This window comes from Streptomyces sp. NPDC001157 (genome assembly GCF_053598255.1).
The window spans coordinates 454,277-480,629 of record NZ_JBSFJW010000001.1 but is presented as its reverse complement, the minus strand read 5'-3'; the positions used below and the strand labels follow the sequence as shown (position 1 = coordinate 480,629).

Below are 26,353 nucleotides of genomic sequence, written 5' to 3'. Positions count from 1 at the left end.
GTATCGGCGAGCGGTTGCGGTTCTGGGGCAGGGGAGTGCCGAGTGGCAGGTGGCGTGGCTGCGGGTGTTGCGGGAGCGCGGTATGCCTGAGTGAGTCGCACGGGGTGGGTCGCCTTCCCGTGCGTCACGCCAGGGTGAGCCGCACGGGGTGGGTCGCCTCCCCGATCCGGACCGTCAGGCGGTGCCCGGCCAACTCCTCCAGCGACTTGCCCGCCGCGTGCCATGCGTACAGGGCGGAGGCGTATGCGGCCGGGTCGGCGTCCGCGTCAGGGGCGGCGTCCAGGCGGAGCGACGTGCCCGCACGGGTGCGGACGACGCATGAGCGGGGGCCGGTGACGTAGGCGGCCAGGGCGCAGTGCGGATGCCGGTCGAGGGTTTCCGCCGCCCAGTGGGTGGGGGAGACGAAGCGCGGGTCGCGTGCCTCGCCGTATCGGAACACCACGTCAGCCAGGGCGAGCTGCTCGCTCTCGCGGGTGTCCTCGTGGACCGCCGTGTGGGCCTCGCCCACCCCGTCCGGTGCCGGATGCGGGCCCGCGTACCGGGTGACGGATACCTCGCCGGAGCCGAGTAGTCGGGTGCGGACGAGCAGCGGGACCGTGCGATTCGCGGGTTCGTACGGCGGAAGCGGGAGTGGTTCGAGGCGGGCGGGAGCGTCCGGTTCGGGGAGGTCGATGAGGTCGTAGAAGAGCCTTCGCAGCCGGGTCGCGGACTCGCCGGGCGCTGAGCTGACCGACTCGGCGGGTTCGGGCCGTGGGCGGTGGTGGGCGACGAGTGCGTCCAGCTGCGGGCGCAGGGGACGTGCCGGGTCGAGGCGGGGCGCGGTGCGGACGAACTCGTGGACCGGAGCCTCGGGGTCCAGGGCCGCGAGGGGTGCGGCGCCGAGCAGGACCGGTGTGCCGAGTGCGGCGGCGTAGTAGGTGACGGAGCCGTGGTCGCCGATCACGGCGTCGGCGGCGAGCAGCGCCTGGCGCCAGCCCTCAAGGGGGTCGATCAGGGCCAGTCCGGCGCGGCGGGCGCGGTCGAGCCAGGCGCGGATCTGGCCGGGGCCGTGACCGTGCCAGACGTTGGGGTGCAGGACGGCCGCGAGACGGTATTCGTCGGCGGGGAACTCCGAGGTCAGACGAGGCAGTAGCGAAGGGAGTACGTCATCGCCGCCGTCGCCGAAGAGCGACTCGGGGTTCCAGGTGGAGTTCAGGACGATCAGGCGCTGCCCCCGGCCCACCCCGAGGGCGCGGCGGAAGCGGTCGCGGTACGGGCGGGCCGCCAGCATACGGTCCCAGCAGGGATCCCCGGCGAGCACGGCCGTGGGCGCGGCTTCGGGGCAGACGGTGCGCAGCCGCTCGTACTGCTCGGGATGTGAGAGGACGAGTGCGTCCGCGAGCGGCTCGCCGTTCTCGTCGAGGAGCCACTCCGGCGACATCCCGAAGACCGGATCCGACTCTTTCCGACCGCTGCCCGGTGTCGGGTGTCGGGTGTCGGGTGTCGGGTGTCGCCAGCCTTTTAGTGTATCCGACACCGTGCGACAAGATGGTCAATACGCCGGAAAGTGACCGGAGTTGACCGCCGAAGCTCGCCGACACGGCCAGCGCGACCGGCGTCTCGACCGCCTGCTCCCACGGCAGTACGGGCACCCCGGACCCGCCCAGCAGTTCGGCGACGCCCGCCCGGAACGCCGACGAGCCCGGGCAGGTGGCCAGCAGTTGCACCCTGAAGTCGTCGTGGAAGAGCGGCAGGACGTCCAGCAGACGGGTCGCCGCCGTCACGTTGTGGACGACGAGAAGCACCTTGTGGCTGCGCCCGCGGGTGGCCCACCGTGCGGCGCCGTCGCCGACCGGCACCCGTATCCACCCGGCCCCCGCCACGTCCTCGTCCGCCTCTCGCCGCCCGCTCGTGTGATCGGGCAACGATAGTCAACGTCGGTCCGCGCACCCCGGCCGCCCCTGAATCCGGCCGGAGCGCGCGGAGGTCCCTCATGATTACCGCAGTGCGCGCAATGCCTCAACAGCGCCTTTCGCCCGGAGGGTTCAGGTAAGCGAGGGTGGAGACCTAGGTCCGGGAGCGCAGGACGGACGACCGATGGTTCGGAGATCACGGACCGCCTAGGCTGCGAGGAACGAAGCCGCTGCTCAGGAAGAGGTCACGATGCCGGTCGACGGCCGCAGCCACATCCGTATCGCCCGCCCGTCCCGGGACCTTGCGGCCGCCGAGCGGTTCTGGGCGCAGGGGCTCGGGCTGAGCGTGGTGTGGCGGGCCGAGGGCGGTTCCGAACCCGGCGAGCACGACCTATTGATGCTCGGCTGGCCGGACGCGGGATGGCATCTGGAGCTCGTCCACGAACCGGTGCGGCCCGTCGAGCCCCGGCCCACCGAGGAGGACCTCCTCGTCGTCTACGTCGACGGGCCGGTGCCGGAAGAGCTGGTGGGCCGGCTGGAGGAGCACGGCGGCAAGCGGGTGTCGTCGCCCAATCCGTACTGGAACAGGTGGGGCGTCACCATCGAGGATCCGGACGGCTACCGGCTGGTGCTGTGCGAGCGGGGCTGGTCGAACGCCTGATCAGGTTCCGGTCGCGGACCCGCTGTCAGTGCTGCGCAGTACGGTCCTTGTATGGCAGCCACCTTCGATCTCACGCTTGACTGCGCGGACGCGCGGCTCCTCGCCGAGTTCTGGAAGACGGCGCTCGGCTATGTCGACGAGCCGCCGCCCGCCCCCTTCACCACGCGCGAGGAGTGGCTCGCGCAGTTCGACCTGCCGGACGACGACTCGGCGGACGACGGCGCGTGGCTCTGCGATCCCGACGGCGTGGGCCCCCGGCTGTCCATCCTGAAGGTCGCCGAGCCCAAGACGGCGAAGAACCGCCTCCACATCGACGTCCGGGTGCCGGGCGGCGGCAGCCCCGACCGGCGGTGGGCCCGCATCCGGGCCGAGTCCGAGCGCCTGGTGAAGGCGGGCGGGAGCGTCCTGGAGGAGTTCGACGGACACCACATCACGATGGCCGACCCGGAGGGCAACGAGTTCTGTGTGGCAGCGGCCTCCGCATGACGGGCCGCGTGCCGCCCTTGCCGTGCCCCGGGCCGGGGACCTAGCCTCCGCGCGTGATCAATGGTGCACATGTGGTGATCTACACCCGCGACGCCGAGGCGGACCGCGCCTTCTTCCGGGACGTCCTCGACTGGGCTCACGTCGACGCCGGGCACGGCTGGCTCATCTTCAAGGCACCGCCCGCCGAGGTGGCCTTCCACCCGGCCGAGGGCGAACCTTCGCACGAACTGATGCTGATGTGCGACGACATCGACGCGACGACCGCCGAACTCACCCAGAAGGGCGTGGAGTTCACGCGGCCCGTGCAGGAGGCACGCTGGGGCCGGCTGACCGGCTTCCGACTGCCGGGCGGCGGCGAGGTCGGCCTCTACGAGCCCCGTCACCCACGGGCGTAGGACCGGAGCACCTCGCCCGTCCCAAGAGATGGCCTCCGGAGCCGTGCCCGGTCTGCTGTCGTGGCAGGGCGCGGACGAGATCCACGACCGGCGGTGGATCCACGACAGCCCGGAGGCAAGGGCGGAGGGCATCGCCGCCCTGGCGGGGCACGGTCCGGCGGAGGCCGGCAGCACGGCGGGCCCCCGGCCGGTGGGGGGAGGCCGGTGCGGTGGCGCGAGAGCAGGCTCGGGAGGCGGGCACGCCGGAGCGGGAGGCCGAGGAGTTCAGGGCAGTGCCCGTCGGGTGAGCGTGGGGCGGGCAGGCCGGAACCCCCGGGCGCCGGAGCCGGTCTGGCGTCCGGGGCCCAGGGGTGTTCGTGGAGCGCCGTCAGGCGGTGACCGTCTCCGGCTGTGACGCCCCCTGACCGGTCCGCTCGCCCAGGCGTTCCGTCGGGATCCTGTGGGTCTCGCGGGCCGAGAGTCCGGTGATCACCGGCGGGACGCAGAGGGCGGCGGTGAACAGGGCGACCGAGGACCAGTCGCTCCCGTCGGGGCCCGCGATCTGCGCGGCGAACGTGACCGCGAAGCCGGCCACGGCGAACCCGATCTGGGTGCCGATCGCCATGCCGGACAGACGCACCCGGGTGGAGAACATCTCGCCGTAGAAGGAGGGCCAGACGCCGTTCGCGGCGCTGTAGACGATGCCGAAGGCGACGATGCCCAGGATCAGGGTCAGCGGGTAGTTGCCCGTCGAGATCGCCCACAGGTAGCCGAACATGGCGAGCGCGCTGCCCGCCGCGCCGATCAGGAACACGGAACGGCGGCCGATGCGGTCCGACAGGGAGGCCCACAGGGGGATCGCGGCGAGGGCCACGAGGTTGGCGAGCGCGCCCACCCACAGCATGGAGGAACGGGACATGCCGACCGAGTCGCTGGTGGCGTAGGCGAGGGCCCACACCGTGAAGATCGTGGAGACCGAGGCGATGAGTGCGCCGCCGATCACCCGCAGCACGTCCACCCAGTGCTCGCGCAGCAGCACCACCAGCGGCAGCTTCACGACACCCTCGCCGGCCGCCTGCTTGGCGAAGGCCGGGGTCTCCTGGAGCTTGCGGCGGATGACGTAGCCGGCGACGGCGACCGCGACGCTCGCCCAGAACGGGACCCGCCAGCCCCAGGACAGCAGTTGGTCCTCGGGGAGCGCGGCCACCGGGATGAAGACCAGGGTGGCGATGAGCTGGCCGCCCTGCGTGCCGCTGAGGGTGAAACTGGTGAAGAAGCCGCGCCTGTTCGGTGGCGCGTGTTCCAGGGTCATCGAGTTCGCGCTGGCCTGCTCGCCCGCCGCCGAGATGCCCTGCAGGACACGGCAGGCGACCAGGAGGACCGGGGCGAGCGTGCCGACCTGGTGGCGGGTGGGCAGACAGCCGATGAGGAACGTCGACAGACCCATCAGGATCAGCGTGAAGACCATGATCTTCTTACGGCCGACGCGGTCACCGAAGTGGCCGAGGAAGAGCGCGCCGACCGGCCGGGCCGCGTACGCGACACCGAACGTGGCCAGCGACAGCAGGGTCGCGGTGGCCGGGTCGGACTCGTCGAAGAAGACCTTCGGGAAGATCAGCGCGGCCGCGCTGCCGTAGATGAAGAAGTCGTAGTACTCCAGGGCACTGCCGATCCAGGCGGCGGCGGCCGCCTTTTTCGGCTGCCCGACGGCTTCGGCGGGGACGGACACGGCTTGCTCCTTCGAGGGAACTCCAACGTATGCGGAGTGAGCGGCGGGGGAGAAGTGCCGGATCCCTGGGGTGGCGGGACGGCCGTGCCGGGTGCTATCCGGCTAATTAACCCACTGGGTAGTTAGTAGCGGTTGGCTACGGATGTTGCGCCCACGTTTCCCGGGTGTCAAGGGGTTGTGCCGAAGGATCTTGCCGCCGCCGTGCGCGTGATCGGCGTGATCGGCGTGATCAGTCCGTCGCGCGGTCCGCCGTCAGGTAGGCGATCACCATGTCGCCCAGCATCGTGCGGTAGTGCTCACGCTGCGCCGGGTCGACCAGGTCGCGGCCGAAGAGGGCGCCGAACGTGTGCCGGTTGGAGACCCGGAAGAAGCAGAAGGAACTGATCATCGCGTGCAGGTCGACCGCGTCGACATCGGCCGTGAACAGGCCCGACTCCTGTCCGGCGGCCAGGATGCGGCGGATCACGTCGAGTGCCGGTGAGCCGATCCTGCCCAGTTTCTCGGAGGCGGCGATGTGCTCGGCGCCGTGGATGTTCTCGATGCTGACCAGGCGGATGAAGTCGGGGTGCTGCTCGTGGTGGTCGAAGGTCAGCTCGGCCAGGCGCCGGATGGCCGCGACCGGGTCGAGATGCTCGACGTCCAGCTTCTGCTCGGCCTCGCGGATCACGCCGTACGCCCGCTCCAGGACGGCCGTGAACAGCTGTTCCTTGCCGCCGAAGTAGTAGTAGATCATCCGCTTCGTGGTGCGGGTGCGGGCGGCGATCTCGTCGACCCGGGCGCCGTCGTAACCCGCCCGCGCGAACTCCTGTGTCGCCACGTCGAGGATCTCGGCCTGGGTGCGGGCGGCGTCGCGGATCCGCCCGTTGGGTCGTGCCGGTTCGTCGACGCTGGTCATCGGGTTCCTTCGGGGAGTACGGCCAGTGCCGCAGATTCTAGAAGGCGGGCCGGATGGCGGCGGCGAGGTCTTCCCAGGGAAGCGTGGTGCTGATATAGCTAACGTACTGGTTCGTACATTAACGCTCGGCTCAGGAGGCCCCGTGGCCAAGGACTCGTATCTCGTCGGACTGATCGGCTCCGGCATCGGCCCGTCACTCAGCCCGGCGCTGCACGAGCGGGAGGCGGACCGGCAGGGCCTGCGGTATGTGTACCGGCTCATCGACATCGACACCCTCGGCGTGCCGCCGGAGGCGGTCGGGGACCTGGTGCGGGCCGCCCGGGATCTCGGCTTCGACGGGCTGAACATCACGCACCCGTGCAAGCAGCTGGTGATCGAGCACCTGGACCGGCTTGCTCCGCAGGCCGAGGCGCTGGGGGCGGTCAACACCGTCGTCTTCGAGGACGGCCGCGCCGTCGGCCACAACACGGACGTCACCGGTTTCGCCGCGTCGTTCGCGCGCGGGCTGCCGGACGCTTCGCTGGAGCGGGTGGTGCAGCTTGGCGCCGGTGGGGCGGGGGCGGCCGTTGCACACGCCACTCTCACGCTGGGCGCCGAACGGGTCACCGTCGTTGATGCGCTGGCCGATCGGGCGGCGGACCTGGCTGCGGGGCTGAATCGGCACTTCGGTGTCGGCCGTGCGGCCGCCGCTGCTCCCGATCAGCTTCCTCGGCTGCTCGGCTCGGCCGACGGTGTTGTGCATGCCACGCCTACCGGGATGGCCGCACACCCCGGGCTGCCTTTTGCCGCCGAGCTTCTCCACCCCGGTTTGTGGGTTGCCGAGGTTGTTTATCGGCCGTTGGAGACGGAGTTGCTGCGCACTGCCCGGGCGGTTGGCTGCGCCACTTTGGATGGGGGTGGGATGGCTGTGTTCCAGGCTGCGGATGCGTTTCGGCTGTTCACCGGGCGGGAGCCCGACAGTGGGCGAATGTTGGCTGATATTGCGGAGATGGCGGGGGCCGTCGAGAGCTCGGCGAGTTAGGCGGTATTCCGGCTGCCGGCCGTATGTGGCTGGTCGCGCCCACGCGGCGGTAGCCGCAAATCAAACACAGCCTCGCGCCCCTGAAGGGGCGTTGCAGTAAGGCAAGCGGAAAGGCCACCGTCATGCGCACATCCATTGCGACCGTCTCGCTCAGTGGCTCCCTGACCGAGAAGCTCACGGCTGCCTCGCGGGCCGGGTTCGACGGCGTTGAGATCTTTGAGAACGATCTGCTTGCCAGCCCCCTCGACCCGGAAGAGGTCAGGGCCCGCTGTGTCGATCTCGGGCTCAGCATCGACCTCTACCAGCCCATGCGGGACATCGAAGCCGTCCCCGAGGACGAGTTCGCGCGCAATCTGCGCCGAGCCCGGCACAAGTTCGAGGTCATGCGGCGGCTGGGGGCCGAGACGGTCCTCGTCTGCTCCAGCGTGAGTCCCCTGGCCGTGGACGACGACGCGCTCGCCGCCGAGCAACTGAGTCGACTCGCCGACCTCGCCCAGGACTTCGGGATCCGTGTCGCCTACGAGGCACTTGCCTGGGGGCGGCACGTCAGTACGTACGACCATGCCTGGCACGTCGTCGAGACCGCGGATCACCCGGCGCTCGGCACCTGTCTCGACAGCTTTCACATTCTTTCCCGTGGGTCCGATCCCAAGGGCATCGAGGACATCCCCGGCGAGAAGATCTTCTTCCTGCAGCTCGCGGATGCCCCGTTGCTTGCGATGGACGTCCTGCAGTGGAGCCGTCACTATCGCTGCTTCCCGGGGCAGGGGGGCTTCGACGTCGCCGGACTCGTGCGGCATGTGCTGCGCACGGGGTATGCCGGGCCGCTCTCCCTGGAGGTCTTCAACGACGTCTTCCGGCAGGCCGAGGCCGGGCCGACGGCCGTGGACGCGCAACGGTCGCTGCTGGTCCTCCAGGAGGCGGTGGGGCTGGCCGAGCTGCCCGCCCCTGTCGTTCCCACGGGTGTCGCCTTCGCCGAGCTGGTCACTCCCGACGCCGAGCCGGTCAGCGAAGTGCTGGGGGCCCTGGGTTTCGCCCGGACGGCGCGGCACCGCAGCAAGCCGGTCGATCTGTGGCAGGCGGGTCAGGCCCGGGTGCTCGTCAACACCGGGCCGGCCGCCCGACGGGACGGCACCGGGCTCGCCGCGATCGGTCTGGAGTCCCCTGACCCGGCGGGCGCCGCGCGGCGCGCCGAGGCGCTGCTGGCGCCCGTGCTGCCCCGCCGTCGTGCGAGTGAGGACGTCCCTCTCGACGCCGTGGCGGCCCCGGACGGCACGGAGCTGTTCTTCTGCGCCACGGGTCGACCCCAACTGCCCGACTGGCGTGGCGACTTCCAGGACGTCGAACGCGTCGCGCAGGCGGCGGCCCCGGGTGTGCGGCGCATCGACCATCTCGCTCTCGTCCAGCCCTGGCACCACTTCGACGAGGCCACCCTCTTCCATCGCAGCGTCCTCGGCCTGTCCGCCCAGGAGAGCGTGGACGTCGCCGACCCGTACGGCCTGTTGCGCAGCCGTGCCGTCACCGACGCCGACGGCAGCGTCCGTATCGCCCTGTCCGTCGGCGCGGCGCCCGCCGACGACACGGTCCACGCCCAGCACATCGCGCTGGCGACGGACGACGTGGTGGCCACGGCACGCCGCCTTCGCGAGGCGGGCGGGCTGCTGCTGCCGATGCCCCCGAACTACTACGACGACCTGGCCGCCCGGTTCGAGTTCCCCGAGGGGGAGTTGGAGACGTACCGCGAGCTCGGCATCCTCTACGACCGGGACCGGCATGGGGAGTTCCGGCACTGCTACACGCGGACCGTGGGCCGGGTCTTCTTCGAGCTCGTCCAGCGTGACGGCGGATACCAGGGGTACGGCGCCCAGAACGCGCCCGTGCGCCTGGCCGCGCAGCATGCCGCGCGGCGGCTCACTGGCGGCTGACGGTTCGGGTCACGCCGGTGACGACCGTCGTCGCCAGGACCCAGCCGGTGATGATCAGGGCGTACGCGAGGTACTGGTACCAGCCGTCCGGTGCGAACGCCTCCTCCTGGCCGAAGGAGATCACCGGGAGGAGGAGGTCGAGGGTGTAGAAGACCGGGTTGAAGTGCGGGGCCTCCGACGGCTTGAGGGCGTGTGGGTGGTGCAGGCCGTACGCGGTCGAGCCGATGGCGAGCAGGGACAGCAGCCAGACCGCCGCGCGCAGCGGGCGGAAGCCGTAGCCGACGGTGGCGTCCTGGACGTAGCCCCAGAGGCGGCCGTACCAGGCGCGGGTGGAGCGGAGGCGGCGCTGCTTGGCGAGCTGGACGAGGCGGGCGGCGTGGTCGTCGCCGACGCGGCGGTAGGCGGTGGCCAACTGCTCGTAGGCGTGGGGGACATAGCCCTCGGCATCGCGTTCGAGCATGGGGAGGCGGCGTTCGGCGGGTTCGTGGGGTGTGAGAGTGGTGTACACGAGGCTGCTCAGATAGACCTCGTCGGGCACCACCTCCGGTTCCAGGAACAGGACGTCCACCTGGGCACGGCGCAGGTTGAGCCGTCCTTCCAAGGGCGGAGCCTTGCGCAGCCAGAGTTCGCCGATGGTGCAGCTGCTCGCCCGCAGGGCCGAGTCGTCCGGGTTCGACAGTCGGGAGTACGACAGGTCGAAGCGGCCCGCGATGCGTGCGCCGCGCAAGCCGATCCAGCCTGTCGCCTCCACGCGCCGCATCAGGAGGTCGCCTTCCACGACGAGGGTCTGGGCGTCGAGGACGGCGGCGCCGGGGTGGTGGAGCCGGGCGTCGTTGAGGTCGACCGATCCGGCGACGGCGGCGCCGTCGAGTCGTATCTCGCCGTGCGTGCGCAGCCCGGGGGCGCACAGGTCGTCCTCGATGGTGACGTGGCTGAGCCGCAGGACCGGCCCCGGTTCCGGCACGGCCGCGAACTCGGCCCGTTCGAGGAACAGCACCCCGGATATGTGCGATCCGCCCAGGTGCACGACTCCGGTGAACCGGCATCGGGTCAGCCGGACGCTGCCGTCCACTCGGGCCCGCGCGATCATCAGGCCGGGCAGCACGGAATCCCGCAGGTTGAGGTAGGGGAGGTGGGCGCCGGAGAGGTCCGGGGTGTCGGCGAAGTGACAGTGGCTCAGGTGGATGATGCTGTGGACCGTCGCGTGTCTCAGGTCCAGCGTGCCGGTGACCCGTGCCCCTTTGACCTTCAGGGCGGCCACTTCGCCCGGCACTCGGGGGCCGTTGAGGAGCAGTGCCCGCAACACCGTTGCTCTTATGCTCCGTTCAGGCCCCCACTGCGCGCCCTCCGCCACATCCTCGTCGTCGCCCCCCTCCCGGAAGTCGACCGTCGCCCCCGTCGAGAACGCCCGCCACACCTGCTGCTCGGCCGGCGTCAGATCGTTGATCTCCACAGAGCGGGACTCTAATCCCAGAGCTCCGCGTGCCGCCGGTGGGTGTCGGTCAGTCCGTTCACGAAGAACCGCTCGTAGTACTCCCGTTCCACGTGATGGGTCTGCAGCCAGATGCCCGGGACGTGGATCGCGTCCGTGTGCGCGGGGAAGCGGCGGTGGGTGCGGATGACGTACTCGCAGATGTCGCGGGCGCAGTCGATCACCCGCTCCTCGTACTCGCTCGCCTCCGCGAGATAGCGTTGCCCGTAGTCCTCCTTGTAGATGCGGGTGAAGACGTCCTTGTCGGTGTAGATGCCGCCGGTGCCGAACTTCGAGCTGATCACCGAGTCCACCGCGTCCGACATCGACTTGTGCGCGGGCGGGCAGGCGGCCGCGATGAGCGCCTCGCCGTCCCGGGAGGTGAGGCCCACCGGGTGCGAGCGCAGGGTCGCGTACCTCGGGAGCGGGACGTGCCAGCGCCACAGGTCCGCGAGCCGCCAGCGCGGGGTGACGAAGGTGAAGCCGAGCATCCTGCCGTATGCGCGCGAGAACTTCGGGTCGCCCAGGGCGATCTGGGGGTTGATCGACGCGTGGATCCAGGCGCCGAGGCCCATCGCCTCCGCCGTCAGCATCAGGTTCTGCAGCAGCAGGTCCGCCTCGATCTGGGTGCGCATCGGGCCGAGTGCGCCGAGGGGGAGCTTCAGATCACCGTTCAGGAAGCCGTTCCTGACCCACTTCGTCACGCCGGCGGGGCGGTAGAGGTTGCGGTCGTCCACCAGCGTCGGGCGCGCTCCGTCGGGTTGGGTCAGCAGGTACATCAAGGCGTTGATGTACTGGTGGGAGAGGTCGACGACCGGGAAGAACACCGTCGTTCCGGCGAGGTTGGACAGGAAGCGGTTCGAGTCCAGGTAGGCCGGGAAGTCCCGCTTGTTCTGCGGTACGTCGAGCCGGTGGTCGAGGACCTTCACCTTGGACTGTGCCGCCCGCGCCGCCAGCGTCTCGGCGTCCAAGGGCTCTTGGGGAGCCGGTGGCAGCTTCCGCAGGTAGTAGGTCCCCGTGTCGTTGATCATGAAGAAGTGGGTGCCCTGCGCGTTGTCGGGGCTGCCCGCGGTGCGGCCCGCCATGGTCAGGTTGGGCTTGGACATGATGGGTTTGCCGTCGCGCGGGTCCTCGAAGGGCCGGTCGGGCATGGTGAGGCCCGTACAACCGGTGATCGCGATCAGCACCGCCTCCTCCAGCTCCGACAGCGGCTGTTGGGTGTGCGGGGAGCGGTAGCTCATCGACCCGGCGGGCACCGAGGCGCCGCGGCTGACGCGGTGGGTGCGCCGGTGCCATACCGTGTCCAGCAGGGGCCGGCCGAACAGGTCGGCCAGCCCCGGATGTCCGTCGACCGTGCTCATTCACGGCCTCCGTGCATGTCTTCCTCGCTGGTCGGCCGTACCGCCCGCCACGGCGCGAACGCGCTCGCCCCGCGCGGCAGCAGCGCCGCCAGCTCCGGGCAGTGCCGCAGGATGACGGAGTTCATGCCGCCCCGCTCCACCCAGTCGATGCCCAGCGGTGTGTACACCTCGGGCCGGTAGTCGACGTTGAGGAAGCGGTCGGACTGCAGGCGCCTGCTCGCCATGAGGATGAAGATGCGGAACGCCGTGTCGCTGAAGCCGAACCCGGTCGGCGGGTTCTCCCCGAACAGGCCCACCACCGTGTCGATCTCGTCGACCGAGCGGTAGACGTCCTTGAGGCGCGCCAGGGTCTCCGCGTTCTCCGTCAGCTCCTCGAAGGAGCGGATGCGCTGCTTGTGCAGTCCCTCGCGGAAGTCGTTGTAGCGCGGCACACCACGACGGCGGGTGCGTACGAGGTCCACCACCGACAGGTCGATGATCTCCCCGTCCCGCTCGAACTGCTGCAGTGCGCGGGGGTAGTTGTGCAGGGTGATCGCGCCCGGGTGGGCGATGCCGAAGGAGTAGAGCGTGTTCGCGAGGCCCGTCTTGCGGATCTGCGACTCGGCCGCCCCGCCCTGGATGTCCAGGAAGCCCACCGTCTCCAGGCGCTGCCCGAAGTGGTGCTCGCGCAGCTCGAAGTCGTCCGGGACCAGCGGGTGCATGCGGTAGACGGTGACGAAGTCCTCCGTCAGCGAGTACGGCGCCGTGTGGTGGTCCGGCAGGGTCTTCGGGATGCCCGTCAGGGAGTGCGCCTCGAACAGCCACAGGCCCAGCTGGTTGAGCCAGTTCTTCGGCGGGCCCTGCCAGTTGGTCTTCAAGGCGATGTCGATCGCCTCGGTGGCGAGGATCGCCGGGGTCCACTCCACCGTGTGGATCTTCGCGATCAGCGCGGAGACGACCAGCCGGGCGGTCTGGTAGATGTGCTCCTCGCTCATCGCCGGGTACTCGGCGCGCAGCGCGGCGCACACCGCGTTGTGCTCGCGGGCGAAGAGCGTGTGCATGGCGCTCAGGCCCATCCACCAGCTCTCGTTGAAGCCGGTGAGCGGGATGTGGCCGTTGCTGCCGCCGGGCAGATGGCCGTCCTCCAGGCGGAGTTCGGCACGTCCGTCGGCCTCGCGCAGGAACCGGGCGGTGTGCTCGTCCTCGCCGTACACCTCGGAGCCGTCCCACCAGTGGGAGGCGTTGTTGCCGAACAGGATCGGCGGACGGCCCGGCACCTCGATGCCCTCGTTCTCCGCGAACCGCATCACGTTCTCGCCGGGCCCGCCGGGTGTGTTGTGCCAGGGCCCGCTGCCGGGCGGCAGCGGCACCTCGACGCTGCGCTCGCCGGGCTTGTAGCGGCGGTGGTTGACCCAGTCGTGCACCTGGAACTGGATCCAGGCCGCGGCGAGGATGTTGAGGGAGGTCGCGGGCACGAAGCTCTCGCGGTACAGCAACTGGCGGCTGACCGTGACCGGGTTCGGGGTGTCGAAGAGGTCGGGGCGGTAGTCCGGCTTCAGGTTGCGGCCGAAGGCGGCACCCACCGCGCCCATCTTCGGGGCCGACAGATCGTTGTACGTCCCGTCGTACGACCGCTCGCCGCGCAGCTGCTCCGGGATCGGCGCGGGCACCCGCTGGGCCTTCGGCGGTGCCTCGCGCACCTCGGTGTCGATCAGGTTGCGGCGGCGCAGCACCTTGCGCAGGAACACCAGGTTCAGCAGGCTCAGCTGCAAGGGCAGCCGGTGCCAGGGGATATACCGGTTCAGCAGCGCGAAGGCCGCTTCCATGGGGCGTCCCAGGATGCGGTTGCGCAGGGGCTCCTCAGTGACGAACTTCAGCCCCAGCCGGTGTGCGCTCGCCGCCTGGTAGGCGGCCTTCCGGGCGCGGTTGATGTTGCCGAGCGGACGGAAGTCGTCCGTGGTGTACCAGGGGCTGAAGGTGAGGTCCTCGATCCGGCGGGCGGCCGCGCGGGCCTCGGCGGTGTTCAGGTCCTGACTCGGAAGGGTCAGCCGGGCCACCGCGATCGCGGGCGACACCCCGTCCTTCCACTCCACCGAGGCGTCCTCGACGGGAGTGCGCCGCTCGTCGACGAAGCGCTGCACGCACAGGTCGTAGCTGACCTCTCCCTGCGCCAGGCGGTGCGCGAACTCCCGGTGCAGGGCGTCCGCGTCCCGACGGTCCGGGGCGGGCGCCGGCGGCGTGCCGGGCGTCGGCCGGAACAGGAACCGCACGGGTCCCGCCTCGCCCCACAGCACCGCGCCGCGGCTCCAGAACGTCTCGTTGGCGAAGGAGTCGACGGTGTGCCGGGTGGCGGCCTGGACATTGCGGCGCATGCGGTTCGCGGTGCCGAGACCCACGGCCAGCGGCAGCTTCACGAACAGCCCGAACGCCTTCTGTACGGGGCTCTTCGCGCCCGCCATGGCCTTCGCGAAGGCCACGAACTCCCGTGCGTTGCGGGCGTGCGAGACCGGATAGCTGGTCGCCAGCAGGTCGTGGCTCTCCTCGCCCGACACCTGCACCCGCACGGCCGCCCCGCGCAGGTCGGGCGAGCCGTCGCCCTGCCGGATCCCGCTCGCGTTGGACAGCCGCACCGTCGCCGGATACTCGGCGCCCGGCTGCGCGAACCCCACCCGCAGCGCGGCGGGGAGATCGTCGTGGAAACGCAGCCGCGCGTTGTCCACGGCCACCGGCGCCTTGGCATGGAAGGTCCGGGCGATCCCGCCGCCCCCCGCCCGCCGGTTCTTGACCTGCACCTTCATCAGTTCGGCGGCCAGCTGCTCGAACACCAGCCGTTCCGCTTCGGGACTACCGCCTTCGTACCGCTCGTACTGCGGTTCTTGCTGCCCGGTCTCGGCCATCGGTCGTTTCCTCACGCGCACGGATACGTACGGGACAGGGCCCCGCACGCTACTGGCGGCCGAGGCGCGCTCGCAGCGATGGTTCGCGCCGATGTGCGCCATCTTGCGCCCCATGCGAACAATTGCACGGGGAGTCGTACTTGCCCACGTCAGGCGGGCGTGTGAGGGAGCCGTAACCTCCCGTGCCCGCCCCGCGGACGCCGCCCTTCCCCAGCAACCCCATCAGTCGCCTCCGCCGTGGCCGGGGAACGACTCCTTGCCGGTGGCGGTCCGGGGCCATGGTGGGTGCCCAGCACCCGCAGACGTCCCGGGGGAGGTCCCAGATGCGGGACACATACGTCAAAGGGCCCAGCTACGCCGCGCTGCGCCCGTGCAAGCCGGAGACCGATCCGAGCAGCTTCCCGGTCTATCCCGACCTGGTGGAACGGCTCGTCGAGGACAAGCACCAGCCCGATCCGGACGGAGTGATCCCGCACGTCCTCGCGACCTGTGCGGCCTACTCGTACGCCGGATTCGAGCAGCACAGCGATGTGGAGACCGTCGCCATGATCATGGCGCGGCTCGGCCTGGAGGAGAACCACTGCCGGGCCTTCGAGCAGCGCGTGGACGCCCTGTACATCGCGTCCGCCGCCTATCTGGTCCAGGACAAGGACCGCAGGGTCGCGATCCTCTGCTACCGCGGCACCCAGCCCGAGGACATCATCAGCATCCTCACCGACGCCGACGTACGGCCCGAGATGCTCTGCGTCGAACTGGAGGGCCGCAAGTACGAGGTCCACGCCGGCTTCTACCGCAACGTCCGTGCCACCCGCCATCTGATCATCGAGGCCCTGGAACGCGCCGTGCGCGGCGAGTCCCTGAACCCGAACGAGCAGGGCACCCGCGGCGGCGGCCTGGAGGCCCTCTACATCACCGGGCACAGCCTCGGCGCCGCGATGGCCGCGATCATGGCCGTCACGCTGGTCCACGAGCCGCGCTACCGGCACATCGCCGAGAAGCTCAAGGGTGTCTACACCTTCGGCCAGCCCATGGTCGGCGGACCGGACCTGGCCCGCGCCTGCGAGGAGACACCCGGCCCGCTGGACAACCACGTCCTGCGCGACCGGATGCTCCGCTACATCTTCGACCGGGACGTGGTGCCCGCCCTGCCGCCGCGGCCGGTCGGCCCGTACGCCCCCTTCGGCCGCGAGTTCCACTACCGCAGGCGGCACGGCCCCGTCGACGCGACGCTCACCTTCGCGGCCGATTCGGCGATCGAGAGCCTGACCCTGCCGAGCGACGTCCTGCGCACGGCTGTCGACCGGGACTGGGGCGGGCTGCTGGTCCGCGTCACCGAAGGGGTACGGCGGTCGGTACGGCCCCTGCTGCGGGGCGGCGGCGAAGGCTGGACGGAGGTCACCGAACCGGGCCTGCACTACCCCCAGATGGACAGCCTCGCGGGTCTCGCCGTCGTGGCGCCGCTGGCGTTCTTCGCGACCCGGCTGGCGCTGACCCGCACCATCCCGTTCAAGTACTCCTTCGACGACCACGGCCCGGGGCACTACGTGAACGCGCTGGCCCCTCCGGGGGTGTTGAGCGAGTACGGAGACGTTCTGTAGCCCGGGGGCGCAGAGGGACTCCCCCTACGGCAAATCGCCCGCCCCGTCAGCGGCCTTGAGCCGGTTCGGGGCGGGCTGTTGCACAGGCCGGACCTTTTCTACGGCCGGGTGTTCCACTCGGCGATCACCGGGCGGTCGTGCTCCGTCGACAGGCGGCTGACGGTGCCCGTGGCCAGTTGGAAGAGGCGGCCGTCCGCGGAGGGCAGGCCCAGGCGGCGGGCCGTCAGGACGCGTAGGAAATGGGCGTGGGCCACGAGGATCACGTCACCGTCGGGGAGCGCCGAGTACACGCGGGACAGGACGCGGTCGGCGCGCCGGCCGATCTGCTCGGGCGATTCGCCGGGGTGTCCGTCCGGGCCGGGCGGCACGCCGTCGGTCCACAGGTTCCAGCCGGGGCGGGTGCGGTGGATCTCGACGGTGGTGATGCCCTCGTAGGCGCCGTAGTCCCACTCGTGGAGGTCGGGTTCGACGACCGCGCCGGTGATGCCCGCGAGTTCGGCGGTGCGTATCGCGCGGCCGAGCGGGCTGGTCAGTGCGAGTGCGTAGGTCCGCTGCGAGAGGAGTGGAGCGAGCGACTTGGCCTGCTCCTCACCGTGCTGGGTGAGGGGCAGGTCGGTCCAGCTCGTGTGCTGTCCCGACACGCTCCACTCCGTCTCGCCGTGGCGGACCAGGAGAAGGTCCCCCACCACGCGCCTACTTCGACTCGACGGCGTGCCCGCCGAACTGGTTGCGCAGCGCCGCGATCATCTTCATCTGCGGGGAGTCGTCCTGGCGGGAGGCGAACCGTGCGAAGAGGGAGGCCGTGATGGCGGGCAGCGGCACCGCGTTGTCGATGGCCGCCTCGACCGTCCAGCGGCCCTCACCGGAGTCCTGCGCGAAGCCCTTCAGCTTGTCGAGGTGCTCGTCCTCGTCGAGGGCGTTGACCGCGAGGTCGAGGAGCCAGGAGCGGATGACCGTGCCGTCCTGCCAGGAGCGGAACACCTCGCGGACGTCGGTCACCGAGTCGACCTTCTCCAGCAGCTCCCAGCCCTCGGCGTAGGCCTGCATCATGGCGTACTCGATGCCGTTGTGGACCATCTTGGAGAAGTGCCCGGCGCCGACCTTGCCCGCGTGGACATAGCCGTACGGGCCCTCCGGCTTGAGCGCCTCGAAGATCGGCTGGAGCCGCTCGACGTGCTCCTTGTCGCCGCCCACCATCAGCGCGTAGCCGTTCTGCAGGCCCCACACACCGCCGGAGACGCCCGCGTCGACGAAGCCGATGCCCTTGGCGCCGAGCTCCTCGGCGTGCTTCTCGTCGTCCGTCCAGCGGGAGTTGCCGCCGTCGACGACCGTGTCGCCGGGGGAGAGGAGTCCGCCGAGCTCGTCGACGACCGACTGGGTGGCGGCGCCGGCCGGGACCATCACCCAGACCACGCGCGGCGCTTCGAGCTTGTCGACCAGTTCGGCGAGGCTGGCCGCGTCGGAGAGGTCGGGGTTGCGGTCGTAGCCGACGACGGTGTGGCCGGCGAGGCGGATCCGCTCGCGCATGTTGCCGCCCATCTTGCCGAGCCCGATGAGTCCGATCTGCATGGTCAGTTCACTTCTTCCTGAGCGTTCTTGAGCTCGCGGTACGCGGCCACGAGAGCGGTGGTGGAGGGGTCGAGGCCGGGGACGTCGGCGCCTTCGGTCAGGGCGGGCTCGACACGCTTGGCGAGGACCTTGCCGAGCTCGACGCCCCACTGGTCGAAGGAGTCGATGTTCCAGACGGCGCCCTGGACGAACACCTTGTGCTCGTAGAGGGCGATCAGCTGGCCGAGGACCGACGGCGTCAACTCGGGGGCCAGGATCGTCGTGGTGGGACGGTTGCCCTGGAAGGTGCGGTGCGGCACCTGCTCCTCGGGGACCCCCTCAGCGCGCACCTCGTCGGCGGTCTTGCCGAAGGCCAGCGCCTGGCCCTGCGCGAACAGGTTGGCCATCAACAGGTCGTGCTGGGCGGCCAGTTCGTCACCGAGCTCGGCCGCCGGACGGGCGAAGCCGATCAGGTCCGCGGGGATCAGCCGGGTGCCCTGGTGGATCAGCTGGTAGTAGGCGTGCTGCCCGTTGGTGCCGGGTGTGCCCCACACCACCGGACCGGTGTCCCAGTCCACCACATGTCCGTCGCGGTCGACCGACTTGCCGTTGGACTCCATGTCCAGCTGCTGCAGATACGCCGTGAACTTCGACAGGTAGTGGCTGTACGGCAGCACCGCATGGGACTCGGCGCCGAAGAAATTGCCGTACCAGATGCCCAACAGGCCAAGGACCAGCGGGGCGTTTGCCTCCGCGGGCGCGGTCCGGAAGTGCTCGTCGACGGTGTGAAAGCCGTCGAGCAGTTCCCGGAAGCGGTCCGGGCCGATCGCGATCATCAGCGACAGGCCGATGGCCGAGTCGAAGGAGTAGCGGCCGCCGACCCAGTCCCAGAACTCGAACATGTTGTCCGGGTCGATACCGAACTCGGTGACCTTGCCGGCGTTCGTCGACAGGGCCACGAAGTGCTTGGCGACCGCCTTCTCCTCGCCGAGCCCGCCCGGGCCGTTCAGCAGCCAGGAACGGGCCGAGGTGGCGTTGGTGATGGTCTCGATCGTGGTGAAGGTCTTGGAGGCGACGATGAACAGGGTCTCCGCCGGGTCCAGGTCCCGTACCGCCTCGTGCAGGTCGGCGCCGTCCACGTTGGAGACGAAGCGGAAGGTCAGCTCGCGGGCCGTGAAGGTGCGCAGCGCCTCGTACGCCATCGCGGGGCCCAGGTCGGAGCCGCCGATGCCGATGTTGACGACGTTCCTGATGCGCCTGCCGGTGTGGCCGGTCCAGGCGCCGGAGCGGACCCGCTCGGCGAAGTCGCTCATCCTGTCCAGGACGGCGTGCACCTGGGGCACCACGTTCTCGCCGTCGACCTCGATCACCGCGTCCCGCGGGGCGCGCAGTGCGGTGTGCAGCACGGCCCGGTCCTCGGTGACGTTGATCTTCTCGCCGCGGAACATGGCGTCGCGCAGCCCGAACACGTCGGTGGCGGCGGCCAGTTCCTGCAGCAGCGCCAGGGTCTCGTCGTTGACCAGGTGCTTGGAGTAGTCGATGCGCAGATCGCCGACGCGCACGACATACCGCTCGGCGCGGCCGGGGTCGGCTGCGAACAGCTCACGCAGCACCAGCTGGCCCTGGGCCCGGTGGTCCTCCAGGGCGGTCCACTCGGGGCGTCGGGTGAGCTTCGGGGAGTCAGACATGGGAGACGGTCTCCTTGGTCGCCTCGCCCCGCAGGGCGACGGCGTACATCTCGTCGGCGTCGAGGCGGCGGAGCTCCTCGGCGATGAGTTCGGAGGTCGTGCGGACCTTCAGCGCGAGGGTGCGCGAGGGCTGGCCCGGCAGGGTGAGCGTGGCCAGCGGGCCCTCGGGGCGGTCGATGACGATCTCGCCGTCCGCGGTCCCCAGGCGCACGGCCGTCACGACCGGGCCCGCGGTGACCACGCGGTCGATCTTCACGTTCAGCCGGGCCTCCAGCCAGCGCGCCAGCAGCTCGGCCGCCGGGTTGTCGGCCTCGGCCTCCACGGCCCCCGACACGATCCGGGTGCGGGCCTGGTCCAGGGCCGCGGCCAGCATCGAGCGCCACGGCGTCAGCCGGGTCCAGGCGAGGTCGGTGTCACCGGGCGCGTAGGAGCGGGCCCGCTGCTCCAGGGTCTCGGTCGGGTTCTCCACCGCGTACAGGTCGGTGATCCTGCGCTGGGCGAGGGCACCGAGGGGGTCCTTGGCGGGCACCTTCGGCGCATCCACCGGCCACCACACGACGACCGGCGCGTCCGGCAGCAGCAGCGGAAGCACGACCGAGTCGGCGTGGTCGGAGACCTCGCCGTAGGTGCGCAGGATGACCGTCTCTCCGGTGCCGGCGTCGGCGCCCACCCGTACCTCGGCGTCCAGCTTGGAGGCCATGCGGTCGCGCGGGGTGCGGGCGTGCCGCTTGATGACGACCAGGGTGCGCGAGGGGTGCTCGTGCGAGGCCTCCTCGGCCGCCTTGATCGCGTCGTAGGCGTTCTCCTCGTCCGTGACGATGACCATCGTCAGGACCATGCCCACGGCGGGGGTGCCGATGGCGCGGCGGCCCTGCACCAGCGCCTTGTTGATCTTGCTTGCCGTGGTGTCGGTCAGGTCGATCTTCATGGCCTGCGCCAGCTCCGTCCGTCTCGTGCGAGCATCTCGTCGGCTTCCTCGGGTCCCCAGCTGCCCGAGGGGTACTGCGCGGGCTTGCCGTGCCGCGCCCAGTACTCCTCGATCGGGTCGAGGATCTTCCAGGACTCTTCCACTTCCTGGTGACGGGGGAACAGGTTGGCGTCGCCGAGCAGTACGTCCAGGATGAGCCGCTCGTACGCCTCGGGGCTGGACTCCGTGAAGGACTCGCCGTAGGCGAAGTCCATCGACACGTCCCGGATCTCCATCGAGGTGCCCGGCACCTTGGAGCCGAACCGGACCGTCATGCCCTCGTCGGGCTGGACGCGGATGACGATCGCGTTCTGCCCCAGCTCCTCGGTGGCGGTGGAGTCGAAGGGGGAGTGTGGCGCCCGCTTGAAGACCACCGCGATCTCGGTGACCCGGCGGCCCAGGCGCTTGCCGGTGCGCAGGTAGAAGGGGATGCCCGCCCAGCGGCGGTTGTCCACCTCCAGCTTGATGGCCGCGTAGGTGTCGGTCTTGGAGTTCGGGTCGATGCCGTCCTCCTGGAGGTAGCCGAGGACCTTCTCGCCGCCCTGCCAGCCCTCCGCGTACTGCGCGAGGACCGTGTGCTCGCCCAGCTTCTCCGGCAGCCGCACCGACTTCAGCACCTTCAGCTTCTCGGTGAGCAGCGACTCGGCGTCGAACGCGATCGGCTCCTCCATGGCGGTGAGCGCCATCAGCTGCAGGAGGTGGTTCTGGATGACGTCACGGGCGGCGCCGATGCCGTCGTAGTAGCCGGCCCGGCCGCCGATGCCGATGTCCTCGGCCATCGTGATCTGGATGTGGTCGACGTACGACCGGTTCCAGATCGGCTCGTACATCTGGTTGGCGAAGCGCAGCGCCAGGATGTTCTGGACGGTCTCCTTGCCCAGGTAGTGATCGATGCGGAACACCTGGTCCGGCTCGAACACGTCGTGCACGATCGCGTTCAGCTCGCGGGCGCTGGTCAGGTCACGCCCGAACGGCTTCTCGATCACCGCGCGCCGCCAGGAGCCCTTGCGCGCCTTCGCCAGGCCGTGCTTCTTGAGCTGCTGGACGACCTTGGGGAAGAACTTCGGCGGTACGGAGAGGTAGAAGGCGAAGTTGCCTCCGGTGCCGCGGGAGGCGTCCAGCTCGTCGACGGCCGACTTCAGCTGCTTGAACGCCGTGTCGTCGTCGAAGTCGCCGGGGATGAAGCGCATGCCCTCGGCGAGCTGCTGCCAGACCTCCTCGCGGAACTCGGTGCGCGCGTGCTCGCGGACCGCGTCGTGCACGACCTGCGCGAAGTCCTGGTCCTCCCAGTCCCGGCGGGCGAAGCCGACGAGCGAGAAGCCCGGCGGCAGCATTCCGCGGTTGGCGAGGTCGTAGACGGCCGGCATCAGCTTCTTCCGAGACAGGTCGCCGGTGACGCCGAAGATGACGAGTCCGGACGGGCCCGCGATGCGGGGGAGCCGGCGGTCGCGCTCGTCGCGGAGCGGGTTGGTCCAGTCGAGCGCCGACCCGACCACAGCTTCCTCGGTCATTCTGCGTCAACTCCCTTGCTGTCCAGGGACTTCGTCACGGCGTTCAGCAGGTCCTGCCAGGCCACCTCGAACTTGGCCACGCCCTCGTCCTCGAGCTGCTGCACGACTTCGTCGTAGGAGATGCCGAGAGCCTCCACCGCCGCGATGTCGGCGTGGGCCTGGGCGTAGCCGCCGGTCACCGTGTCGCCGGTGATCTCGCCGTGGTCGGCGGTGGCGTCGAGGGTGGCCTCCGGCATGGTGTTGACCGTGCCCGGGGCGACCAGCTCGTCCACGTACAGGGTGTCCTTGTACGCCGGGTCCTTCACGCCGGTGGAGGCCCACAGGGGGCGCTGCCGGTTGGCCTTCGCACCGGCGAGGGCGGTCCAGCGGGCCGAGGCGAAGACCTCTTCATAAGCCTCGTAGGCGAGCCGCGCGTTCGCCAGCGCGGCCTTGCCCTTGAGGGCGAGCGCCTGGTCCGTGCCGAGCACTGTGAGCCGCTTGTCGATCTCGGAGTCGACGCGGGAGACGAAGAAGGAGGCCACGGAGTGGATGAGGGACAGGTCGAGGCCCTTCGCGGCGGCCTTCTCCAGGCCCGCCAGGTAGGCGTCCATGACCTCGCGGTAGCGCTCCAGGGAGAAGATCAGCGTGACGTTGACGCTGATGCCCAGGCCGATGACCTCGGTGATCGCCGGGAGGCCGGCCTTGGTCGCCGGGATCTTGATCATGACGTTCGGGCGGTCGACGAGCCAGGCGAGCTGCTTGGCCTCGGCGATCGTCGCCCCGGTGTTGTGGGCGAGGCGCGGGTCGACCTCGATGGAGACCCGGCCGTCGCGGCCGCCGGTGGCGTCGTACACGGGCCGCAGGATGTCGGCGGCGGCGCGGACGTCGGCGGTGGTCATCATCCGTACGGCCTCGTCGACCGTGACACCGCGGACGGCCAGGTCGGCGAGCTGCTCCTCGTAGCCCTCGCCGGAGCCGATGGCGGCCTGGAAGATGGACGGGTTGGTGGTCACGCCCACCACGTTGCTGTTCTCGACGAGCTCGGCGAGGTTGCCGGACTCGATCCGCCGCCGCGACAGGTCGTCCAGCCAGATGGAGACGCCCTCGTCGGAGAGGCGCTTGAGTGCTCCCGCGGTCGCGGTTGCTTCGGTCACTTTCATCATCTTCTTTCTGGCGATCGGATCAACCGCGGGCGGCGGCCAGGGATTCCTTGGCTGCGGCGGCGACGTTCTCGGGGGTGAAGCCGAACTCGGCGAACAGGGTCTTGGCGTCGGCGGAGGCGCCGAAGTGCTCAAGGGAGACGATGCGTCCTGCGTCACCTGTGAACCGGTACCACGTCAGACCGATACCGGCCTCCACGGCGACACGGGCTCGCACGGACGGCGGAAGGACGCGCTCGCGGTACTCCCGCGGCTGCTCCTCGAACCACTCCACGGACGGCATCGACACGACCCGCGTGCCGATCCCCTCGGCCTCCAGCTGCTCACGCGCCGCGACGGCGAGCTGCACCTCGGAGCCGGTGGCGATCAGGACGACGTCCGGGGTCTCCTTCGAGGACTCCTTGAGGACGTAACCGCCCTTCGCCGCATCCGGGTTGGGCGCGTAGGTCGGGACGCCCTGGCGGGTGAGGGCGAGGCCGTGCGGGGCCGGGTTGGTGGCGTGCCGCTTGAGGATCTCGCCCCAGGCGATGGCGGTCTCGTTGGCGTCGGCCGGGCGGACGATGTTCAGGCCCGGGATGGCGCGCAGGGAGGCCAGGTGCTCGACCGGCTGGTGGGTCGGCCCGTCCTCGCCGAGGCCGATGGAGTCGTGGGTCCAGACGTACGTCACCGGCAGCTGCATGAGGGCCGACATCCGCACCGCGTTGCGCATGTAGTCGGAGAACACCAGGAAGGTGCCGCCGTAGACACGGGTGTTGCCGTGCAGCGCGATGCCGTTCATCTCGGCGGCCATCGAGAACTCGCGGATGCCGAAGTGGACGGTACGGCCGTACGGGTCGGCCTCCGGGAGCGGGTTGCCCTTCGGCAGGAAGGACGACGTCTTGTCGATGGTGGTGTTGTTCGAGCCGGCGAGGTCGGCGGAGCCGCCCCACAGCTCGGGGACGATCGCGCCGAGCGACTGCAGCACCTTGCCGGAGGCGGCGCGGGTGGCGACCGCCTTGCCCTCCTCGAAGACCGGCAGGGCGTCCTCCCAGCCCTCGGGCAGCTGGCCGGCGACGATCCGGTCGAACAGCTCGGCGCGCTCGGGGTTGGCCCCGCGCCACTTGTCGATCTGCTTGTCCCAGGCGGCGTGCGCCTCGGCACCGCGGTCGAGGGCCTCACGGGCGTGGGCGAGGACGTCGGCGTCGACCTGGAAGGACTGCTCGGGGTCGAAGCCCAGGATGCGCTTTGTGGCGGCGATCTCGTCGGCGCCGAGCGCGGAGCCGTGGGAGGCCTCGGTGTTCTGCGCGTTCGGGGCGGGCCAGGCGATGATCGTGCGCATCGCGATGATGGAGGGGCGCTCGGTCTCGGCCTGCGCTGCCCTGAGGGCCGCGTACAGGGCCGATACGTCGATGTCGCCGCCCAGGGAGGGCTCGACGCGCTGGACATGCCAGCCGTAGGCCTCGTACCGCTTCAGCACGTCCTCGGAGAACGCGGTCGCGGTGTCGCCCTCGATGGAGATGTGGTTGTCGTCGTAGAGGAAGACCAGGTTGCCCAGCTTCTGGTGACCGGCGAGCGAGGAGGCCTCGGCGGAGACGCCCTCCTCCAGGTCGCCGTCGGAGACGATCGCCCAGATGGTGTGGTCGAAGGGGGAGGTGCCCTCGGGGGCCTCCGGGTCGAACAGGCCGCGCTCGTAGCGGGCGGCCATCGCCATGCCGACGGCGTTGGCGACGCCCTGGCCGAGCGGCCCCGTGGTGGTCTCGACGCCGGCGGTGTGGCCGTACTCGGGGTGGCCGGGCGTCTTGGAACCGTGCGTACGGAACGCCTTCAGGTCATCGAGCTCGACCTCGTACCCGGCGAGGAACAGCTGCGTGTAGAGGGTCAGCGAGGTGTGGCCGGGGGAGAGAACGAAACGATCCCGGCCGGTCCACTCGGGGTCAGCGGGATCGTGACGCATCACCTTCTGAAAGATCGTGTACGCGGCCGGGGCCAGGCTCATCGCCGTGCCCGGGTGGCCGTTGCCCACCTTCTGCACGGCGTCGGCCGCGAGCAGACGGGCGGTGTCGACGGCACGCCGGTCGAGGTCGGTCCATTCGAAGCTGTCCGGTGTCTGCGTACTCATCTTCAAGAAGTCCTCGATCGAAGCGGCTTGACTGCTCTGATGCGTTCAAACTTAAAAGTCTGACTTTTAAACGGGAAGGTCGCTGTGTGTCAGCCTGTGGTGAAAGTGGGACACCGACGGCACGATCGAGGCGGCGCGAGCAGGACATGGCGGGCAGAACCATCCAAGGTGGAGACGGTGACGGCGGGGTGGACGGCATCCGAACGTTCCCTTTCCCGGTCGAGCTGAGTCTGGGCGGTGTCGGCATGCGAGTCGGCCCGATGGGGACCGATCGCACCTGGCACGCCGAGGGGGCGGCGCCACTGGAGCGTGTGCACCGGATCGACTTCCACGTCGTGATGTTCTTCGACGACGGCCCCGTCCGCCACATGATCGACTTCGCGGAGTACGAGGCCTCGCCCGGCGACGTGCTGTGGATCCGCCCCGGCCAGGTCCACCGCTTCTCGAAAGCGAGCGAGTACCGCGGAACCGTCCTGGCCATGCAGCCCGGCTTCCTGCCCCGCGCCACGGTGGAGGCGACCGGCCTCTACCGCTACGACCTGCCGCCCCTGCTCCACCCCGATCAGGCCCGGCTGACGGCTCTGAAGTCGGCCCTCGCCCAGCTGCAACGCGAGTACGAGGACACCATGACCCTGCCGCTCAGCCTGCACACCGCCGTGCTGCGGCACGCCCTCACGGCCTTCCTGCTGCGGCTGGCGCATCTGGCGGCCAGTTCGGCGGAGGCGGTCCGCCGTCAGTCGGACACGACGTTCACCCTGTTCCGGGACGCCGTGGAGAAGAACTTCGCGACCAATCACAGCGTCAGCGCCTACGCCGACTCCCTCGGCTACTCCCGGCGGACCCTCGTCCGCGCGGTCCGTGCCGCCACCGGCGAGACTCCCAAGGGGTTCATCGACAAGCGGGTGATTCTGGAGGCGAAGCGGTTGCTGGCCCATACCGATATGCCTATCGGGCGGGTGGGGGTGGCTGTCGGGTTTCCCGACGCCGCGAACTTCTCGAAGTTCTTTCATCAGCACACGGATGTGACGCCGGCGGCGTTCCGTGCGGAGCTTCGGTGAAGTGCGGCTCCGCCGCCGGGGGGTCGGGCCGTCTACGGTCTGCGGGCAGTTCGTG

Annotated in this window: 20 protein-coding genes; 7 read left to right on the top strand and 13 right to left on the bottom strand. The window is 70.3% G+C overall.

What is annotated here, in order from left to right; all coding sequences use genetic code 11:
- Nucleotides 1-124 precede the first annotated feature (124 nt).
- Entirely contained in the window at nucleotides 125-1,420 is a 1,296-nt protein-coding gene (locus ACWDAG_RS02140; protein WP_450693650.1) for a hypothetical protein, read from the bottom strand.
- A gap of 722 nt (nucleotides 1,421-2,142) precedes the next feature.
- On the opposite strand from ACWDAG_RS02140, the gene ACWDAG_RS02135 reads away from it, so the two are divergent.
- The 3 genes from ACWDAG_RS02135 to ACWDAG_RS02125 are packed head-to-tail and all read left to right on the top strand — an operon-like array spanning nucleotide 2,143 to nucleotide 3,434.
- Complete coding sequence (locus tag ACWDAG_RS02135) at nucleotides 2,143-2,553, top strand: VOC family protein (protein ID WP_450693649.1); 411 nt, start codon at nucleotides 2,143-2,145, stop codon at nucleotides 2,551-2,553.
- 51 nt (nucleotides 2,554-2,604) lie between these two features.
- Nucleotides 2,605-3,039 carry a VOC family protein gene (locus tag ACWDAG_RS02130; RefSeq protein WP_450693648.1) on the top strand — a complete coding sequence of 145 codons (435 nt, stop codon included), beginning with the start codon at nucleotides 2,605-2,607 and terminating at the stop codon, nucleotides 3,037-3,039.
- A gap of 53 nt (nucleotides 3,040-3,092) precedes the next feature.
- The gene (locus ACWDAG_RS02125) at nucleotides 3,093-3,434 is read left to right on the top strand and encodes a VOC family protein (RefSeq protein WP_450693647.1); all 342 of its coding nucleotides are present in this window, start codon (nucleotides 3,093-3,095) and stop codon (nucleotides 3,432-3,434) included.
- 367 nt (nucleotides 3,435-3,801) lie between these two features.
- Here the strand turns inward: ACWDAG_RS02125 and ACWDAG_RS02120 are convergent, their stop codons facing one another.
- Together ACWDAG_RS02120 and ACWDAG_RS02115 are read right to left on the bottom strand one after the other, a co-directional pair.
- Complete coding sequence (locus ACWDAG_RS02120; protein WP_450693646.1) at nucleotides 3,802-5,142, bottom strand: MFS transporter; 1,341 nt, start codon at nucleotides 5,140-5,142, stop codon at nucleotides 3,802-3,804.
- 229 nt (nucleotides 5,143-5,371) lie between these two features.
- On the bottom strand, nucleotides 5,372-6,037 hold the full coding sequence (locus ACWDAG_RS02115; RefSeq protein WP_115910319.1) for a TetR family transcriptional regulator: 666 nt from the start codon (nucleotides 6,035-6,037) through the stop codon (nucleotides 5,372-5,374).
- 142 nt (nucleotides 6,038-6,179) lie between these two features.
- On the opposite strand from ACWDAG_RS02115, the gene ACWDAG_RS02110 reads away from it, so the two are divergent.
- Both ACWDAG_RS02110 and ACWDAG_RS02105 read left to right on the top strand, forming a co-directional pair.
- Nucleotides 6,180-7,058 carry a shikimate dehydrogenase gene (locus ACWDAG_RS02110; protein WP_450693645.1) on the top strand — a complete coding sequence of 293 codons (879 nt, stop codon included), beginning with the start codon at nucleotides 6,180-6,182 and terminating at the stop codon, nucleotides 7,056-7,058.
- A 122-nt stretch (nucleotides 7,059-7,180) separates the two neighbouring features.
- Nucleotides 7,181-8,983: a bifunctional sugar phosphate isomerase/epimerase/4-hydroxyphenylpyruvate dioxygenase family protein gene (locus ACWDAG_RS02105; protein ID WP_450693644.1), complete on the top strand. Its 1,803-nt coding sequence runs from the start codon at nucleotides 7,181-7,183 to the stop codon at nucleotides 8,981-8,983.
- Here the strand turns inward: ACWDAG_RS02105 and ACWDAG_RS02100 are convergent.
- Genes ACWDAG_RS02100 through ACWDAG_RS02090 form a run of 3 tightly spaced genes read right to left on the bottom strand, consistent with a single transcriptional unit; the run spans nucleotide 8,970 to nucleotide 14,691 of the window.
- Complete coding sequence (locus tag ACWDAG_RS02100; protein WP_450693643.1) at nucleotides 8,970-10,436, bottom strand: membrane-associated oxidoreductase; 1,467 nt, start codon at nucleotides 10,434-10,436, stop codon at nucleotides 8,970-8,972. The two genes, ACWDAG_RS02105 and ACWDAG_RS02100, sit on opposite strands and share 14 nt — an antisense overlap.
- 11 nt (nucleotides 10,437-10,447) lie before the next feature.
- Complete coding sequence (locus ACWDAG_RS02095; RefSeq protein ID WP_450693642.1) at nucleotides 10,448-11,815, bottom strand: hypothetical protein; 1,368 nt, start codon at nucleotides 11,813-11,815, stop codon at nucleotides 10,448-10,450.
- Nucleotides 11,812-14,691 carry a peroxidase family protein gene (locus tag ACWDAG_RS02090; protein ID WP_450693641.1) on the bottom strand — a complete coding sequence of 960 codons (2,880 nt, stop codon included), beginning with the start codon at nucleotides 14,689-14,691 and terminating at the stop codon, nucleotides 11,812-11,814. Before ACWDAG_RS02090 ends, ACWDAG_RS02095 begins: the two co-directional genes overlap by 4 nt.
- Nucleotides 14,692-15,014: 323 nt before the next feature.
- On the opposite strand from ACWDAG_RS02090, the gene ACWDAG_RS02085 reads away from it, so the two are divergent.
- Complete coding sequence (locus tag ACWDAG_RS02085; protein ID WP_450693640.1) at nucleotides 15,015-16,289, top strand: lipase family protein; 1,275 nt, start codon at nucleotides 15,015-15,017, stop codon at nucleotides 16,287-16,289.
- A gap of 98 nt (nucleotides 16,290-16,387) precedes the next feature.
- Here the strand turns inward: ACWDAG_RS02085 and ACWDAG_RS02080 are convergent, their stop codons facing one another.
- Genes ACWDAG_RS02080 through tkt form a run of 7 tightly spaced genes read right to left on the bottom strand, consistent with a single transcriptional unit; the run spans nucleotide 16,388 to nucleotide 25,240 of the window.
- Nucleotides 16,388-16,975: a histidine phosphatase family protein gene (locus ACWDAG_RS02080; RefSeq protein ID WP_450693639.1), complete on the bottom strand. Its 588-nt coding sequence runs from the start codon at nucleotides 16,973-16,975 to the stop codon at nucleotides 16,388-16,390.
- Nucleotides 16,976-16,982: 7 nt separating this feature from the next.
- Nucleotides 16,983-17,858, bottom strand: coding sequence for a phosphogluconate dehydrogenase (NAD(+)-dependent, decarboxylating) (gene gnd / locus ACWDAG_RS02075; protein WP_450693638.1), 876 nt, complete (start codon nucleotides 17,856-17,858; stop codon nucleotides 16,983-16,985).
- Nucleotides 17,859-17,860: 2 nt separating this feature from the next.
- Nucleotides 17,861-19,525: a glucose-6-phosphate isomerase gene (pgi, locus tag ACWDAG_RS02070; RefSeq protein WP_450693637.1), complete on the bottom strand. Its 1,665-nt coding sequence runs from the start codon at nucleotides 19,523-19,525 to the stop codon at nucleotides 17,861-17,863.
- Nucleotides 19,518-20,453: a glucose-6-phosphate dehydrogenase assembly protein OpcA gene (gene opcA / locus ACWDAG_RS02065; RefSeq protein ID WP_450693636.1), complete on the bottom strand. Its 936-nt coding sequence runs from the start codon at nucleotides 20,451-20,453 to the stop codon at nucleotides 19,518-19,520. The genes pgi and opcA overlap by 8 nt, the downstream gene beginning before the upstream one ends.
- The gene (zwf, locus tag ACWDAG_RS02060) at nucleotides 20,450-22,003 is read right to left on the bottom strand and encodes a glucose-6-phosphate dehydrogenase (RefSeq protein ID WP_450693635.1); all 1,554 of its coding nucleotides are present in this window, start codon (nucleotides 22,001-22,003) and stop codon (nucleotides 20,450-20,452) included. The genes opcA and zwf overlap by 4 nt, the downstream gene beginning before the upstream one ends.
- Nucleotides 22,000-23,145 carry a transaldolase gene (tal, locus tag ACWDAG_RS02055; RefSeq protein WP_450693634.1) on the bottom strand — a complete coding sequence of 382 codons (1,146 nt, stop codon included), beginning with the start codon at nucleotides 23,143-23,145 and terminating at the stop codon, nucleotides 22,000-22,002. Before tal ends, zwf begins: the two co-directional genes overlap by 4 nt.
- A gap of 19 nt (nucleotides 23,146-23,164) precedes the next feature.
- Nucleotides 23,165-25,240 (bottom strand): transketolase, encoded by a 2,076-nt coding sequence (gene tkt / locus ACWDAG_RS02050; protein ID WP_450693633.1) that lies wholly within the window; start codon nucleotides 25,238-25,240, stop codon nucleotides 23,165-23,167.
- 146 nt (nucleotides 25,241-25,386) lie between these two features.
- Between tkt and ACWDAG_RS02045 the strand changes: the two genes are divergently transcribed.
- Nucleotides 25,387-26,298, top strand: a complete 912-nt coding sequence (locus ACWDAG_RS02045; RefSeq protein ID WP_450693632.1) for a helix-turn-helix domain-containing protein — start codon at nucleotides 25,387-25,389, stop codon at nucleotides 26,296-26,298.
- Nucleotides 26,299-26,353: the final 55 nt, after the last annotated feature.